Genomic DNA, 14,587 nt, shown 5'->3' with positions numbered 1-14,587 from the left:
ATGCCTGTCAGGCTATGCGTGATAAAATTTCGTTTTCTTCCTCCAAAATAGCGAGGCGCTTCTCTAGTTGCTTGACGTCTTTTAAAGTCTTTGACTGACCTTTGATCATGATTGGGGTAGCTTGTTTAACCCAAATAGCAATAGAATCTTTTGATGGTCCAAATTCTTCTGCTAATGATTTGAGTGAACGGCCTTCTTGGTGAAGTTTAACCAATGAATCTTTGAAATCTTGTGAATAACGAATTGACATAAAAATACTCCTATACTTTCATTTTACGGACTGAATAAAAATAGTCCATTTTTTTAGTATAAGAGCAGATGAATAAGGATTTAAGTTCTGACGACGGTATTCGTGACAAGGTTATCAGTATGTACGATTCACTAGATGCCAACCGTCAACAAGCTGTTTACAATTTTACAAAGCAACAATACAATGAACAAAATAACGTCATCGAGTTCCCTGCACCAACACGTACACAAGTTAGCGTATACGGTGCTGTATCTGCTGGTACTGGTGAATATCTACTTGACGGCACACCTGAATTAGTTGACTACGATGGCGCTGTTCCTGAACATGACTTCGCCGTTATTGTCAATGGCGACTCAATGGAACCAACATTTGAAGATAAGCAAATCATATTCGTTAAAAAGACTAATGAAGCTCGTAATGGTCAGTTCGTTATTGCTGATTATGATCATCAGGCATTCGTCAAGAAGTTCATGCGAGATGAACACGGCGCACGCCTCGTATCATTAAACAAAAATTACCCAGACATGCTAATCGATGAAGAACACGAACTGTCAATCTTCGGCGTTGTCGTATTCTAAACCGTAGATGCGGTGTACATATATGTGCCAAGCAGCCACATTAAAAGGCTAAGGAGAAAATTTTATGGCAAAGAAGATTGTTGATGAAAACGGCAAAACTTACGTTCAAAAGAAGCCGTTTTACAAGCGTGTTTGGTTTTGGGTGCTTGCGGTTATCGTCGTGATTATTTTTGGCTCAATGAGTGGGTCTGGAGATAAAGCAAAAAAAGTTTCTGATGATTCAGCGAAAAAAGTGTCTGATAGTTCAACCAACAAATCAGAAAGTTCATCATCAGTTGCACCAGCTACCAACACAACATTCAAAGTTGGAGAAACTGCTGAATACAAAGGCGTTCAGTTCAAAGTTAATAAGGTTGACTTTACAAACGGCGACCCAGATGTTGATACTCTTGACACTGGAAAGCAATACGTCGTTGTAAATATCACGATTATGAACAATGGCGATGAAAAGTATGATTATAACCCACTAGATTTCAAACTTGACGATAATGGAAATCAGACAGATATGTCAGAATTTACCACAAGTGTACAAGATGAATTACATAGCGGTACTCTTGCCAAAGGTGCATCTGTTACCGGTAATCTTGTCGGTCAAGCTAATACTTCAGATAAGTTGAAGCTTATCTATGAAGGCAACGTCTTCTCATCTAAAGAACACATCTCTTTCGCTTTAAATTAAACCAATGCCCTTATGGGCGTACATAATAGACAATGAAGTCTATAAAATAAGACAAATAAAAAAGCACACCCTCTCGACTAAAAGCTGGGTGTGCTGTATGACATAAACGCACGGGGCGTTCTATTAAATTATAACAGATGTAAGCCCTCTTTTAAAGGAGGCTTTTTTTATGGCATCAATTTACAAACGCGGTGAAACTTGGACGGCTAACGTGTCGTTTGTATCGAGTGGCAAGCGTGTCAGAAAAACAAAATCAGGCTTTAAGTCAAAGCGTGAAGCGAACACGTGGGCAATTCAAATCGAAAACTTGAAGATTGACAATGCGCTGAATCAGGTATTTTCGCCCTCTATTACAGTTGCTGAATATTTTGAAAAATGGCTTGAGACATACAGGACCAATCTCAAGCCAACGACTATGCTAGTTTATCGTGCTACCCTGCACAGCATTCAACAAAGTGAATTGTTGGCTAACACACAAGCGTTCAAACTCACCAGATCGCGCGCACAGCAGTATTTAAATGAATTTGGCGCTACTCATGGTATATCAACAACTAAGAAGCGTAAAATGCAATTATCAGCGGCTTATAGTGATGCTGTGTTAGACGGCTATATCAAGTTGAACCCTTTTGATAGAACAACCGCCACAGGACACAACCCAAAAGATACTAAACTGAAGTATCTCGAGACTGAAGAATATCTTGCGTTGATTGAAAAGGCAAAACTACTTGAAACGTCAACAAGTGACGTCATACTAATTGGTGCCTTAACAGGTGCGCGAATTGGCGAAGTGCTTGCGCTGACGACTGATGATATTTCAGACGGATTAATTGATATCAACAAGACTGAACAGTCAGCAACTCGCAAGATTGACACAACTAAAACCAAAAATTCTGTTCGGGTCGTTGACGTCCCTACTTGGCTCACTGATTACTTGCTAGAAAAGTATGATGGTCGTCTATTTAACCTTAGCCAAACAGCAGTGAACAAAGCCTTTAAAAAACTACAGGTTGCGCTTGAATTCGATCACATTATTACATTTCATGGCTTACGACACACTCACGCCAGCTACCTACTTTCACAGGACGTGTCAATCGACTACATCAGCCACCGATTAGGACATTCTAGCACGGTCATAACGATGAAGGTTTATGCTCACATGCTGACGTCCAAAAAACAACGTGAAGTCAAAAAGACGATAGCCCTTTTCAAATAGATTGTAGCCTTCTAAAACTAAGGGTAACAAAAAGGCTACAAACAAGCCTGAAACGTTGACTTGTAGCCACTCTTTTTATCCTGGGCAGCATTTCGAACCAGTCCAACGGGAAGCCGTTGATTTTTGATAAATGCTTATTAAGTGTATCAAAAATCACGTCACAAAAGAACCCCTAGCCTCAGATATCCCACCTTCCCAACATGCAAACGTTTAGCAATTCGCTTGATAAAACCGATAAATATGATACAATTCGGTTGACTGACACCTAAAACTCATTTAATATATTTTATGGAAAAAATCACTTTGCCCGTTGCAAATTTGCAACATCATGCGGTAGATCAACACAACATGTGCTAAACAATCACAGTAAAAGGTTTTTGGGGGAGAAAAAATGGCTGAAATTTTATGCATTCTTTGGCTGATAGCAACATTAATCTTTATGTTGTTATTAGTTGTTTTTTTCGTTGATAAAATCAACAAACGACCAAGTGCGATTAATCTACGGATACTTATTATTGCTTTCTTTGTCGTTTTTGTCTTTTTTGCTGGGATTATTGGGGCAGCCATTATGGATGCTGCTGAAACACAGCCAACAGCCTACCAAACAAAGCAAACACAATAACCCGACGTTTGCGTCATGCCCAAGTGGGCGTACATATTGGACCATGCAGTCGCTCAAATAAGCGCAACATGTGCTGAGCATCCACATAAAAAGGCTTTAGGGAGTCATGAGATGACAGAAATTTTTTCCATACTATCTCTAATTGCGGCAATCGCATTTATCGTTTTGTTGGTAATTTACGTCATTGATAAAATTCGCAAGCGTCAAGGGTCGATCCGTTTACGCACGGTTATGATTGCTTTTGTCGTCGCACTCGCCTTCTTGAGTGCGTTAGTCGTAACAATGATTGCACAATCAAAACGTGATGCACACGACCAAGATCCTAAAGCGTACCAATCAAAGATCACTTACAACCAAGTTGCGCGTAATCCTGAGCAATTCGATGACAAGAAGTTAAAATTCACTGGTCGCGTTTTGCAAGTGATCAATGTCGAAGATGATGAAATTGAAGTGCCAATTGCCGTTGATAATAATGAGGATCACGTGATGCTCGTTGAAATCGATCGCCACTTACTTAAAAACGCAAGTATTTTAGAAGACGATCTCATCACTGTATCAGGGATTGGTGATGGAACCAAGTCTTACAATGACCCCAACCATGGTCATGTGACTGTCCCATACATGGAAGCCAAAATCGTCAACAATCGTGGTGATGCGAACGATATTTACGAAGAATAATTGTCATTTGTTGGCGTGAAGAGACACAACGTCAAAATTTGATCAATAAAATACGCACATAAAAACCGCTAAACGTTTGTTTAGCGGTTTTTATGTGTATTTTTTCAAAATAAAAAGCCTAACAGGCTTCTTGATAAAACGGATATACATTACAAAACTAGATTTAATTGATTAATTAAACTCACTTAATATATGTGATGTTAACGGGCTCTCTGTCCCATTCAACATCTATTAAATATCATATTAAAACAAATAACTTATGATTTGACAAGTATTCTGCTAGACTGCTGAAAACACTCTCTGTTGCATTCAATAACACTAAGTGTATCACATATTTTAATCCCCTGCAAGCAAGGTTTTATTTTTTAATCCCCAAATGTCCCCAAACAATAAAAACACCACTCGATTTGAGTCGTGTTTTTATTTTTAATGGCAGGCTGTAACCCTTGCAGGACTAGAAGTGTGCCTTAATTTTATAGATTGGTTGTCCTTTAGCTAAGAACTTCTGTTCATACTCGGTTTCAATGTTGCCAGCGACCTTGTCTTCGTCTGCATGCAAATCCAATGTGTAATCATCGGCTGTCCAACGCATACCGTAATCCATGAAACTGACCATTGAGTATTCAAACAAGTGACGATTATCGGTCTTAAATTCAACTTCACCATGATCAGGCAAAATTGCTTCATACGACTTCAAAAATGTCTTGTAAGTCAAACGACGTGATTCATGGCGCTTTTTTGGCCAAGGATCAGAGAAATTCAAGTACAATTTGGCAACTTCGGCCTTTTCGAAATACGTTTCGACCCCGTTACCATTACCGTAAATGTAACGCAAGTTCGGTAACTTCCCAACTTGATCAAAACTTTTACGTGCCGCAATGGCAATCGCTGTTTCTTGAATTTCCATCCCAATATAGTTGATTTCCGGGTGTGCTAAAGCCATCCCCAAAATAAATTGACCTTTTCCTGAACCAATTTCAACATGAATAGGTTGTTCTTGATCAAACAAGTCTTGCCACTTGCCAATTTGTGCCGTTGCCCGTTCTTGGTCAATCACAATATCTGAATGGGCAGCCAACCAATCGGCCGCCCAAGGTTTTGCTCGTAAATGCATATGCATAACATCAACCAATGCGCATTACGCATTGATTGCCTTTCTTTTTAAAATCTTTTCTTATTTAACTGTTTGGGGAGATAAACTCGGCTTAAAAATAGCCACATCACAACCACACTAATCAGCGTTGCCCCCATTGTTGCCCACCCGTGTGGCCAACTTGCCCACACCAGCAAACTGGCAACTAATCCATTGAGTTGTTGATTCAACGTGATAAAGGCTTGCTGCTGTGTTGCGGGCGACACTGGCATTAAACGCGTCCATAACGTCTGTTGCGTGTTAGTATACAACGGTAACAGTTGAAACGTGATTAAATACATAACAGCTGCTGCAATGACGGCCACTAGCCAAATTGGCGCCTGTGCTAATGCCCAAACGAGTAGCAAGCCTAGCACTGCTAATCGCATGGCTAATGGCAAACTGTCATTATCTCGCGCCAAACGTATCAAATATAAACGATACATGACCGACTGGCGTTTTGTCAATGTTTTTATCACCCCGTCCAAATAACGCCGACGCTTAATGGTTCTTGGTTGGTTAGGGATTTCTGCAAAGGTTGCATAAAAGCGATAGACGCGCTGCTCATGTTGTTGTGCTTGCGCAATGGCTATCGGCCAATTGATGGCCAAGCTTTTGGCCCGTGTTGCTGTTAACCAATAACGATAACCAGCTAGACATAATATGATGAGTAGCGTCAAGCCAACCAACCCCAGCCATTTTTGCGGTACAGTTAAGAGTAAAGTTAGCAGACCACCAGGTATCACAACGCGATATATGATTGCTTGCACACCCCGTTGCCAGGCGTGATTTGACTGTTGCAGCGTTAAAAATAAACGTTGCCGCGCGATCAAAAGCAGCTGCCCTTTGTAGGCCAAAACGATACACCAGAGCAACGCCAAACGCCAGCCTGACATGCCCCCGATTTGCCAAAGGATGGGCACAATAAGGCCGATAATCGCTGACTGCCACACCATCGCCACACCATAACTCCCTGCAAAAGCACGTGGCAGATGATGTTTGACAAGCTGTTGGTCACTGCCCATCAAAAACAGCGCATCAGCCGGCTTAAAATAAGTGATCAACGCCCCAAATTGCAGGCCCACGACCAACCACAAGACCACAGCGGCAATTAACCACGGCGATTGCCACAACTGCATGTATCGCGGGTCCGTTAACAGTTCGCGATAGCCCAGTACCCCAGCGCCAAATGCTATCACGAGAAAAACTAGAAAATGGTCATTAAACAACCGCTTCAAGTAAGTAACCGTGATGTGATTAGCCTGGTGCCAACGCGCCGCAAAAAGCTTAGTCATGGCCATGAGACACCGCTCCTTGTGCCAAATCAAAATAGTCATCAAGCGTCACCAACGTGAGCTGATATTGATTCGCTAATGCTTGCGGGGACCCCACAAAGCGTACTTGGCCAGCTTCTAGCACGACAAAAGTGTCCACAAATTGGGCCGCCGAACTCAGCAAATGCGTCGTCAACAAAACACTGTTGCCAGCTGATGCTTGTGCTTGCATCAAGCGGACCACATCCCGATGGGCCAACGTATCGAGTCCCAAAAATGGCTCATCAACGAGTAATAACGGTGCCTTTAACATAAATGCTGAGACCAGCATCACCTTTTGGCGCATCCCTTTGGAAAAATGGCTTGGTAACCAATGTAATTTGTCCGCTAACCGAAATAAGGTTAACAACGCCACCACATCTGGCCAGACCGCGGTTTTATCAAAACCATGCGCAGCTAACATCAAGTCGAGATGTTCTTCTAACGTTAATTCTTCATATAAAATCGGCTGTTCTGGAATATAAGCCAATTGTGCCTTGAAGTTTGACGGGTCTTGTGCCAAATCAAAGCCGTTCAAGGTAATTTTGCCAGATTTTGGTAATAACTCACCAATAATATGATTGATGGTGGTTGATTTACCTGCCCCATTTAACCCAATTAACGCCACAATTTGACCATCAGCTACTTCAAACGACACGTTGTGCAAGACTTGATTCCCAGCATAACCGCCGGTTAAATTGTCAATTTTTAATCCCATGATTCCATTATAACAGGGGCCATTGGTTATTTGGTATAATAGCCATAACAAAACGAAATGGAGTTAAACAATGGATATTTTTGATCAAATCATTGCTGGTGATATTCCCAGCTACAAAGTATATGAAGACGACGATGTGTTAGCATTCCTCGACATTTCTCAAGTAACCCCTGGTCATACGCTAGTCGTGCCCAAAAAACATGTCGATGATATCTTCGATTATGATGCCGCTGTGTCTGAAGCGGTGCTATTGAAACTCCCTATGCTTGCGCGGGCAATTAAAGCCAGTGATCCTAAGATTACGGGGATGAATATTTCGTCTAACAATGGCGTATCCGCTGGTCAAACAGTCCGTCACTCTCACTGGCATTTGATTCCACGTTATGATGATGACAATTTGACTTCACGCTTGGCACCAACCATTGACAACAGTAGTCAATTCTCACCTGAACGTTACCAAGCGATTGCTACAGCGATTACTGAAGCCCTTGAAAAGGAGTAACTGCCATGGTTTTCATTGATCAAATCAAACATGTGATTGCCCAAATTCAAACCATCCTGTCTTTGAGCAAACAACTTAAAAACCAAGAAGCCCAACTTAAGGTGCAATTAGCGCAACTGAAAGTCGTGCAAGATGATCTCCAAGTTGACATTAATAAGATGAACTTCAAAAATAAGCCACATCTCGATCGCATCCAAGAGACCACTGCGCACCTGAAAGCTGAATTGTCAAAGTATCAGGCGTAGTGACTGATTTTGTGTTAAAATAATCAAGATACTAATCAGAAAAGGAAGCATCTCATGCGCAAATTTATTTGGGGGCTACTTGTTGTTATTTTTGCAGGTGGTCTAATCTATCTTGGTCTCAATTCATCAAAAACACTGATGACATCTGACGCAGGAAAAATTACGGAAAAATCATTCTTGGCTGACTTAAAAAAGTCACCAGCTGGTCAACAAGCGTTCGCCAACACCGTGGTCACAACCGTACTTGACAATAAATACGGAGGTGATGTCTCAAAGTCTGACGTGCAACAAGCATTTGATACGCAAAAGGCGCAATACGGCGATGCCTTCAAGACCGTCTTAGCTTCAAACAATATGACTGAAGCACAATTCAAGACGAACATCAAGAACAATTTGATTATGACGGCAGCTGTGAAAGCCAACTACAAGGTGTCAAACAGCCAACTTGAACAAGCTTACAAAGACTATCATCAATCAACAACAATTTCGATGATTAAAGCAAAAGATGAAGATTCTGCCAAAAAAGCCATTGAAGACTTAAAGTCAGGTAAAAGTTGGAACGATGTTTATAAGCAATATACAACAGATAAGACTTATGAAAAGTCAAATGGCCAACTCCCTGCCTTTGATTCTACTAGCACAAGTGTTGATTCAGCCATTCAAGATGCAGCCTTCAAGCTTGCAAAAACCGGTGACTATACCACCGACCCTGTAACTTCTAACGGTAGCTATTATGTGATCCGTTTGGACAAGACGACAAAGAAGCCTAGCTTGAACAGCGTGCGTACACAACTCACGGACAAGCTTGTCACAAACTTCTTGAATGATCAAAAGAGCAGCGATAAAGTGCAAGCCATTATTGGTAAGATCCTACGTCAAGAAAACGTTGACGTTAAGGACGCACAACTTAAAAATGCTTTGAATGCTTACTTGACAGCTGGTTTAACAGCTAACAAGTCAAAGTAAATTAAAAACACGTCACTTCAGTGACGTGTTTTTTTATGCCTGCGTATCGTGATAAAAACGACGATTATCTAACCCAAAGATACGATCAGAAAAAGCATGTTCTGGCGTTTTTTCTAAAGCAGCCGTCATCATCTGAATATCGGCATCAATCTCATCGAGTTGATGTAACACTTCGGCGGTCATCGTGGCTGGTCGTACTGGTGAACCATATTCTAGTACCCCATGATGCGCCAACACAACGTGCCGCAGCAACAGCATGTCTTCAGATTGTAAGTCAAATTTTAATTCGTGAGCGGCCAATACAATTTGTTCATCCACCAACGTAATATGCCCAATCAAATTCCCAGCCAATGTATATTGCGTAGCAACTGGACCGGATAATTCAATGACTTTGCCCAAATCATGCAACAAAGCCCCAGCAATCAATAAGGATTGATTGAGCTGTGGGTATTGCGCTGCGACACTTTTTGCTAAACGCGCAATCGATAATGAATGATACGCTAAGCCACCGGCAAAGGCATGATGGTTCACCTTAGCTGCTGGAAAACGCAAAAATGCCTCATGATAGGTTGTAAATAACTTTCGGACCAATCGATTCCAAGTAGGATTGGTAATCATCAAAATAAGGTCATTTAATTCTTCTTGCATCGCCTCTGTCTTAATCGGCGCATGCGTCATAAAATCAGCCGGATCATCCGGTTCCCCAGTTTGTGATAAGCGTACATGCGTAATTTGAACTTGTGGCTTATCCTGATAAGCACCGCGAACGCCCTGCAATTTGACGATTTGACCTGGCAGTAAAGTTTTTATCTGCTCATCCGTCGCATCCCACAAATTACCTGGCAAATCACCCGATCGATCCGAAAAAACCAGACTCAAATAAGGCTTACCTGTTTTTGTCAGTCGCATATCGGCACTCTTAATTAGTGCAAAATTGTCAATCGGTTCTGTATCTTGATACGCTGTCAGTAATTTCACCATTTGCTACCTCTTTGATTATAATTTTATCATACTCTCGGCCGCTTGATCGGGCCAAGCCGTTGTAAAATAGATGATTTGTTGCTGCTGGGCAATATCTTGTAACAGCGCGATCATTGTCTGTTTACGCTGCGGATCAAAATTAACAAACCCATCATCAATCAAAATTGGGACTGATACAATATCTGCAATCACGCGACTTAAAGCCAACCTTAACGCAATATAAAGTTGTTCTTGTGTCCCAGTTGATAATTCAGTCACGGTAAATTGTTGCTGGTCCGCGCGCGTGACTAGTAATTCTGACGCTGAAAATGTCATCTCATGATAGCGTCCGTGCGTTAAGCGCTTGAAATACTGCGTCGCCAATGTTTGCATTTTTGGAAAGCGGTTTTGCGAGGCACGTTGCAAAGCGACTGTAATCCATTGACTAGTCAACTTTTCGGCAATATAAACACCGAATTGTTCAATTAAGGCGGTCTCCTCGTCTGCAAGCGCCTGTTGCATGGCAATAAATTGATCGTTACTGGTTAAATGTGCTTGTTGTGCTTGATGATCTGATAATGCCGCTTGGCAGGCAAAAAGACGCTGCTGGGCAGCTTGTAACTGCTGTTGTAAAGCAGAAAGTTGTCCCTGTAAAGTATCACGATCCTTAATTTGTTCTAATTGTGCCAGCACGTCAGGCTGAATTTGACGCATCAAATCGTCATACCGTTGGCGCAGTCTGGTCTGTGATAACTCTTGTTGTTTTAAGGCCTCAATATCTGCCATGTCACTGACGTGATACTGGGCAAATAAATTTTGTTGTGCTTCACGGGCTTGATCTAATTGCTGTTGATGAAAAGCGATGGCTTCAACGCGCTGCTGTTGTTGCTGGCTCAACGCCATAAAGTCGTGTTGCGCCGTTAATTTTTGCTGTTCATAGCGATGTTGCAATTCAACCACTGATTGCGCTAAATCAGTCATGTGCAACGTCACGTTAAAATGCGTGGCAACTGGCTTCAATTGACGCATAATCGCAGTTTGCAAATCAGCAATCGCAATATTTAAACCCGATAACTTTTGTTTTGTTGCCGGTTGTTGCTGCAAGGTTTTCTGCAGTGTTAACACCTCATCAACCGTTAAATGACCATAACGCGCTAAAATTGCGGCGACTTGGCGCTGATGTGACTTGTATTGCCAAAAGGCCAAACCAGCCGGCACAACAGCCAACAAGACCGCTGGTTTGGTAACCAAAAAGCCTAAAACGCCCACAACCAAACTCGCCATTAACCAGACCATTTCAGAACTACGCCGTGTCAATTGCTGCTTTTCAGTAGGATTTAGCGGTTCGGGTAGCACCCCGTCTTCAAATTGTGCCTGTAATTGGCGTTGCGCTGACAGGAGCTTTTCCCGTGCTGCTAGTTTCTCCTGTAATTGTGTCACTGCGTGTTGGGCTTGCGCCAAAGTTGTCTCGAATTCAAAGGCGTCTGGTGTGGCTGCCACTTGTTTGGGATCTTGTGCCTGTTGTAAAGTTTCTAAAGCCGATTGATGTAATTTGATGGCTGACGTCTGCTCTTGTAAAGCCAACAAATCCGCATCTGAAACGTGCGGCCCAGCTTGCGTCATTTTTGTTTTTAACGCAACAGCTGTTGTATACACATCATATTGTTGTTGCACTTGCTCATGCTGTTTAACTTGTGCTGTCAGCGATAAAACAGCTGCCTTAGCTTCAGCTACGCGTTGTTGATCAGCCATCACTGCCGCCTCACCGGCGATAAAGTCAGGTAAGGCGGTCGCTTTTTGCTGAACTTGCGCCAATGTATCAAAATAATGCTTGGTCGCTTGATTAAGCGGCCGCTTACCTGTTGGCCGTTGCGCAAATTGCTTGTCTGCTTGTTTGTCTAGGTCATCAGCAACAGTTAACCACTGTGCGCTGCCCACGGCCCCAATATTGAGCAAAAGCTTCTGTAAATCAACCGCTTTAAGCTGTGTAATTTCTGCTAAATCCTGTTGACTAAAATTAAAAATCGCATCAAAGACTTCACGATTTAGCGGGGCTAATTGGTCAGCTAACCACTTTTCAGGTTCCGCGATACGCGTTTGGTCAGCCAAACGCGTGATCGTTAATTGCGATTGTGTACGGCCTAAACGGGTAATTTTCACCGTTTCGGACGCAAAACGCACCGTTAGGCTCCCACCATAGCGGCTCCCATCTCGTGGGTCATAAGTATTGGTCTTCCCTTTTTTACTGGGGAAACCAAATAAAATTCCGACGATAAAGGCCCGCAAGGTTGACTTACCAGACTCATTTTGGCCAAGAATGACTTGGAGTCCTGATTGAAAGTCAAAATGTTGCTTTGACCAACGCCCAAAGCCACTGATATCGACTTGTTGGATGTCCATGCGTCTCACATATTCCTTTCTAATAACAGTTGTTGCATTTTGTCACGCAAAGCTTGCTTACCAGCCGCACTGAGGTAATACTCACGGACCACATTGGGTACTTGTGCGGGTAAATGCGCCCCCATATCAAAATCATCGAGTACTTGCGCCAATGCGTCATGCCAAAATTGTTGATCAATTTGATCGGCTGCTAACATCGTTGTGGCTGCTTGTCGCCGTTCCAGTTTAACAACCCATTGGTTGGCTGGTAAATTTGCCCGAATTTTGGCTAACATCACACCACTCGTTAAACGTTCAACCACAGCTGGATCTAGCTGTCCAGTGAATTGAATGGTTAAAAAAACTGGCGTCTGATCATCACGTTCGGCCAGTTGCGCTAACAACTCATCTTCGTTTAAACTGTCGGTAAAAACGAGTTCCTCCCAACGAATCACCGTTGATGGCTGAAATACTGGGACTAATTTACCTTGCGTCGCTGTGACTAAATAGTAGCCCTTCTCGCCAGTTTCTTTCCGGTTTAACCCCTGTAAATTCCCCGAATACCCAATAAATGGTTGCTCATGTAGTGTTTGTCGCACATGAATGTGACCAAGTGCCCAATAATCATAGCGCTTGGTGAGCAGTCCTTGCACGGTAAAGGGCGCATAAGGATCGCCCGCCTTCCCCAGCGCGCCGTGATACAGACCAATATGATAGTCATCCGTCGTGCTTTTCACCGGAAAATCCGTTAAAACAGGCTGCATTTGTCGCGGCGTTTGGTAGCTAAAACCAGTAAGCGCCACCCGTTCACCGGACGTAAGTGTGAACCGTTGTGTCGCCACATCCTGACTGAACACATATACATTTGCTGGCCAAGGTAAGTGGGCATGTTGATCTGCTTCAAAATCATGATTCCCGAAACTCAAATAGACCGGAATATTTGCTTGATTTAAACGTTCAAACTGTTGATGCACAAAAACTTGGACTTTGGGACTGTTTTCTGTGGCACTATATAAATCCCCAGCAATCACTAAAAAATCAACCTGCGCCGTCAGCGCCTGCGTTATCATTTTTTCAAATGCGTGCATGGTTGACGCTTGCACCAACTGTTTGAGCGCTGCTGGTAACTCACGATCTAACCCTTTAAAGGGGTTTCCTAAGTGACTATCCGCTGCATGAATAAATTTCATAATCGACCTCTCTGAACAAATGTTCGCTTATTTTATTATACTGAATTGCTTGCGCTTTCACAACTTGTGAAACCCCTTACATATATGCTATGATAGAGGCAATACATCAAGGAGAGTTTATTATGACAATTCATAAAATTTTATTTGGTACTTATACGAAACGCATCTCAAAAGGCCTCTATGAAGCTGAACTCGACACTGAAGCGCGTCAACTACAAAACCCCACTTTTGTGGCACCACTAACAAATCCGACTTACCTCGCCGTATCAAAGGCTGACAAAGTATATGCCGTTGAAAATCGCGACGGTCAAGGTGGCGTTGTCATATTTGATAACACTGTTCGCCCATTGGCTGAAATTGATGCCCAATTAAGTGAAGGCTCTGCACCAGCTTATATTGGTATTGATGAAGCCCGTCAACTTGTCTTTGCTGGTTACTACCATCGTGGTACCGTTGAATCATATCAAATCAAGCCTGATGGCAACTTGTCACTCGTGACAACATGGACTAATACAGGTTCTGGCCCACGCCCAGAACAAGGGAGCTCTCACATTCATTTTGCTAACTTGACGCCTGATAATCGCTTAGTTGCTGTCGACCTAGGAACAGATGAAGTGATTACTTTTGACGTACAAGATGATGGCCAATTTACTGAAGTAGCGCGTTTCCACACTGAAGAAGGCTTTGGCCCACGTCATATTCGTTTTTCACCAGATGGGCAATATGCCTATGTGCTCGGTGAACTTTCAAGCTTGCTAAGTGTCTTGAAATATAACGCTGAAGATGGCACATTTGAACACGTAATGACAGCCTCAACGATTCCAGCTGATTGGACAGCCCACAATGGTTCAGCTGCCCTCCGTATCAGCCATGACGGTCGATTCATCTACGCGTCAAACCGTGGCCACAACTCAATTGCGGTCTTTAAGGTCATGAATGAAGGCGCTGAAATTGAACGTATCCAACTCATCAGTTCTGAAGGTGAATTCCCCCGCGACATGAACTGGGATGACAACCAAGATTTCCTGGTTGTTGCTAACCAAGACACGGATAACGTGACGCTTTTTGCCCGCGATCAAGCAACTGGCGAATTAACGCTACTACAAAAAGACTTTGCCATTCCAGAAGGTGTGCGCGTTGCCTTTGAAAACTAATCAAAAAA

Annotated in this window: 16 protein-coding genes; 9 read left to right on the top strand and 7 right to left on the bottom strand. The window is 42.7% G+C overall.

From position 1 onward, the window contains the following. Positions 1-7: 7 nt before the first annotated feature. Positions 8-250 (bottom strand): transposase, encoded by a 243-nt coding sequence (locus A9176_RS06025; protein WP_004912700.1) that lies wholly within the window; start codon positions 248-250, stop codon positions 8-10. A gap of 68 nt (positions 251-318) precedes the next feature. On the opposite strand from A9176_RS06025, the gene A9176_RS06020 reads away from it, so the two are divergent. The 5 genes from A9176_RS06020 to A9176_RS06000 all read left to right on the top strand — a co-directional run bounded on the left by A9176_RS06020 (position 319) and on the right by A9176_RS06000 (position 4,020). Continuing rightward, a complete protein-coding gene (locus tag A9176_RS06020) occupies positions 319-828 on the top strand; it encodes a S24 family peptidase (protein WP_077282586.1) in 510 nt (169 codons plus the stop codon). Between the two features lie 64 nt (positions 829-892). Beyond that, entirely contained in the window at positions 893-1,507 is a 615-nt protein-coding gene (locus A9176_RS06015) for a DUF4352 domain-containing protein (protein WP_077282584.1), read from the top strand. A gap of 169 nt (positions 1,508-1,676) precedes the next feature. Then, positions 1,677-2,720, top strand: a complete 1,044-nt coding sequence (locus tag A9176_RS06010; protein WP_077282582.1) for a site-specific integrase — start codon at positions 1,677-1,679, stop codon at positions 2,718-2,720. Between the two features lie 391 nt (positions 2,721-3,111). Further along, complete coding sequence (locus A9176_RS06005; RefSeq protein ID WP_077282580.1) at positions 3,112-3,342, top strand: hypothetical protein; 231 nt, start codon at positions 3,112-3,114, stop codon at positions 3,340-3,342. A 111-nt stretch (positions 3,343-3,453) separates the two neighbouring features. Beyond that, positions 3,454-4,020 (top strand): hypothetical protein, encoded by a 567-nt coding sequence (locus tag A9176_RS06000; RefSeq protein WP_077282578.1) that lies wholly within the window; start codon positions 3,454-3,456, stop codon positions 4,018-4,020. Between the two features lie 454 nt (positions 4,021-4,474). On the opposite strand, the gene trmB is transcribed toward A9176_RS06000, so the two are convergent. From trmB to A9176_RS05985, 3 genes are read right to left on the bottom strand one after another with little or no spacing between them, the layout of a single operon-like run. Next, entirely contained in the window at positions 4,475-5,134 is a 660-nt protein-coding gene (gene trmB / locus A9176_RS05995; protein ID WP_029509297.1) for a tRNA (guanosine(46)-N7)-methyltransferase TrmB, read from the bottom strand. Positions 5,135-5,181: 47 nt separating this feature from the next. Further along, entirely contained in the window at positions 5,182-6,453 is a 1,272-nt protein-coding gene (locus tag A9176_RS05990) for an ABC transporter permease (RefSeq protein ID WP_198150920.1), read from the bottom strand. Then, entirely contained in the window at positions 6,440-7,183 is a 744-nt protein-coding gene (locus tag A9176_RS05985) for an ABC transporter ATP-binding protein (protein WP_077282574.1), read from the bottom strand. Before A9176_RS05985 ends, A9176_RS05990 begins: the two co-directional genes overlap by 14 nt. A 70-nt stretch (positions 7,184-7,253) precedes the next feature. Here A9176_RS05985 and A9176_RS05980 point away from each other — a divergent pair, with 70 nt between their 5' ends. The 3 genes from A9176_RS05980 to A9176_RS05970 are packed head-to-tail and all read left to right on the top strand — an operon-like array spanning position 7,254 to position 8,896. Next, entirely contained in the window at positions 7,254-7,685 is a 432-nt protein-coding gene (locus A9176_RS05980; RefSeq protein ID WP_010000190.1) for an HIT family protein, read from the top strand. Positions 7,686-7,690: 5 nt separating this feature from the next. Then, on the top strand, positions 7,691-7,930 hold the full coding sequence (locus A9176_RS05975; protein WP_029509294.1) for a hypothetical protein: 240 nt from the start codon (positions 7,691-7,693) through the stop codon (positions 7,928-7,930). Positions 7,931-7,984: 54 nt separating this feature from the next. Continuing rightward, positions 7,985-8,896 (top strand): peptidyl-prolyl cis-trans isomerase, encoded by a 912-nt coding sequence (locus A9176_RS05970; RefSeq protein WP_029509293.1) that lies wholly within the window; start codon positions 7,985-7,987, stop codon positions 8,894-8,896. A gap of 33 nt (positions 8,897-8,929) precedes the next feature. Here A9176_RS05970 and A9176_RS05965 read toward each other — a convergent pair whose 3' ends face one another. Genes A9176_RS05965 through A9176_RS05955 form a run of 3 tightly spaced genes read right to left on the bottom strand, consistent with a single transcriptional unit; the run spans position 8,930 to position 13,425 of the window. Then, on the bottom strand, positions 8,930-9,877 hold the full coding sequence (locus tag A9176_RS05965) for a 3'-5' exoribonuclease YhaM family protein (protein WP_077282572.1): 948 nt from the start codon (positions 9,875-9,877) through the stop codon (positions 8,930-8,932). Between the two features lie 15 nt (positions 9,878-9,892). Further along, positions 9,893-12,256: an ATP-binding protein gene (locus tag A9176_RS05960; RefSeq protein ID WP_077282570.1), complete on the bottom strand. Its 2,364-nt coding sequence runs from the start codon at positions 12,254-12,256 to the stop codon at positions 9,893-9,895. A 5-nt stretch (positions 12,257-12,261) separates the two neighbouring features. Then, positions 12,262-13,425, bottom strand: a complete 1,164-nt coding sequence (locus A9176_RS05955; RefSeq protein ID WP_077282568.1) for a metallophosphoesterase family protein — start codon at positions 13,423-13,425, stop codon at positions 12,262-12,264. Positions 13,426-13,547: 122 nt separating this feature from the next. Between A9176_RS05955 and A9176_RS05950 the strand changes: the two genes are divergently transcribed. Then, positions 13,548-14,579, top strand: a complete 1,032-nt coding sequence (locus A9176_RS05950) for a lactonase family protein (protein WP_077282566.1) — start codon at positions 13,548-13,550, stop codon at positions 14,577-14,579. Positions 14,580-14,587: the final 8 nt, after the last annotated feature.

This window comes from Leuconostoc garlicum (genome assembly GCF_001998805.1).
Classification (GTDB): Bacteria; Bacillota; Bacilli; order Lactobacillales; family Lactobacillaceae; genus Leuconostoc; species Leuconostoc lactis.
This window is presented reverse-complemented; position numbering and strand designations above follow the sequence as displayed.

What these genes read in the sequence shown, in the direction of transcription:
- A9176_RS06025 (WP_004912700.1), bottom strand. Translation starts at nt 250, where the DNA reads ATGTCAATTCGTTATTCACAAGATTTCAAAGATTCATTGGTTAAACTT.
- A9176_RS06020 (WP_077282586.1), top strand. Translation starts at nt 319, where the DNA reads ATGAATAAGGATTTAAGTTCTGACGACGGTATTCGTGACAAGGTTATC.
- A9176_RS06015 (WP_077282584.1), top strand. Translation starts at nt 893, where the DNA reads ATGGCAAAGAAGATTGTTGATGAAAACGGCAAAACTTACGTTCAAAAG.
- A9176_RS06010 (WP_077282582.1), top strand. Translation starts at nt 1,677, where the DNA reads ATGGCATCAATTTACAAACGCGGTGAAACTTGGACGGCTAACGTGTCG.
- A9176_RS06005 (WP_077282580.1), top strand. Translation starts at nt 3,112, where the DNA reads ATGGCTGAAATTTTATGCATTCTTTGGCTGATAGCAACATTAATCTTT.
- A9176_RS06000 (WP_077282578.1), top strand. Translation starts at nt 3,454, where the DNA reads ATGACAGAAATTTTTTCCATACTATCTCTAATTGCGGCAATCGCATTT.
- trmB (WP_029509297.1), bottom strand. Translation starts at nt 5,134, where the DNA reads ATGCATTTACGAGCAAAACCTTGGGCGGCCGATTGGTTGGCTGCCCAT.
- A9176_RS05990 (WP_198150920.1), bottom strand. Translation starts at nt 6,453, where the DNA reads ATGGCCATGACTAAGCTTTTTGCGGCGCGTTGGCACCAGGCTAATCAC.
- A9176_RS05985 (WP_077282574.1), bottom strand. Translation starts at nt 7,183, where the DNA reads ATGGGATTAAAAATTGACAATTTAACCGGCGGTTATGCTGGGAATCAA.
- A9176_RS05980 (WP_010000190.1), top strand. Translation starts at nt 7,254, where the DNA reads ATGGATATTTTTGATCAAATCATTGCTGGTGATATTCCCAGCTACAAA.
- A9176_RS05975 (WP_029509294.1), top strand. Translation starts at nt 7,691, where the DNA reads ATGGTTTTCATTGATCAAATCAAACATGTGATTGCCCAAATTCAAACC.
- A9176_RS05970 (WP_029509293.1), top strand. Translation starts at nt 7,985, where the DNA reads ATGCGCAAATTTATTTGGGGGCTACTTGTTGTTATTTTTGCAGGTGGT.
- A9176_RS05965 (WP_077282572.1), bottom strand. Translation starts at nt 9,877, where the DNA reads ATGGTGAAATTACTGACAGCGTATCAAGATACAGAACCGATTGACAAT.
- A9176_RS05960 (WP_077282570.1), bottom strand. Translation starts at nt 12,256, where the DNA reads ATGGACATCCAACAAGTCGATATCAGTGGCTTTGGGCGTTGGTCAAAG.
- A9176_RS05955 (WP_077282568.1), bottom strand. Translation starts at nt 13,425, where the DNA reads ATGAAATTTATTCATGCAGCGGATAGTCACTTAGGAAACCCCTTTAAA.
- A9176_RS05950 (WP_077282566.1), top strand. Translation starts at nt 13,548, where the DNA reads ATGACAATTCATAAAATTTTATTTGGTACTTATACGAAACGCATCTCA.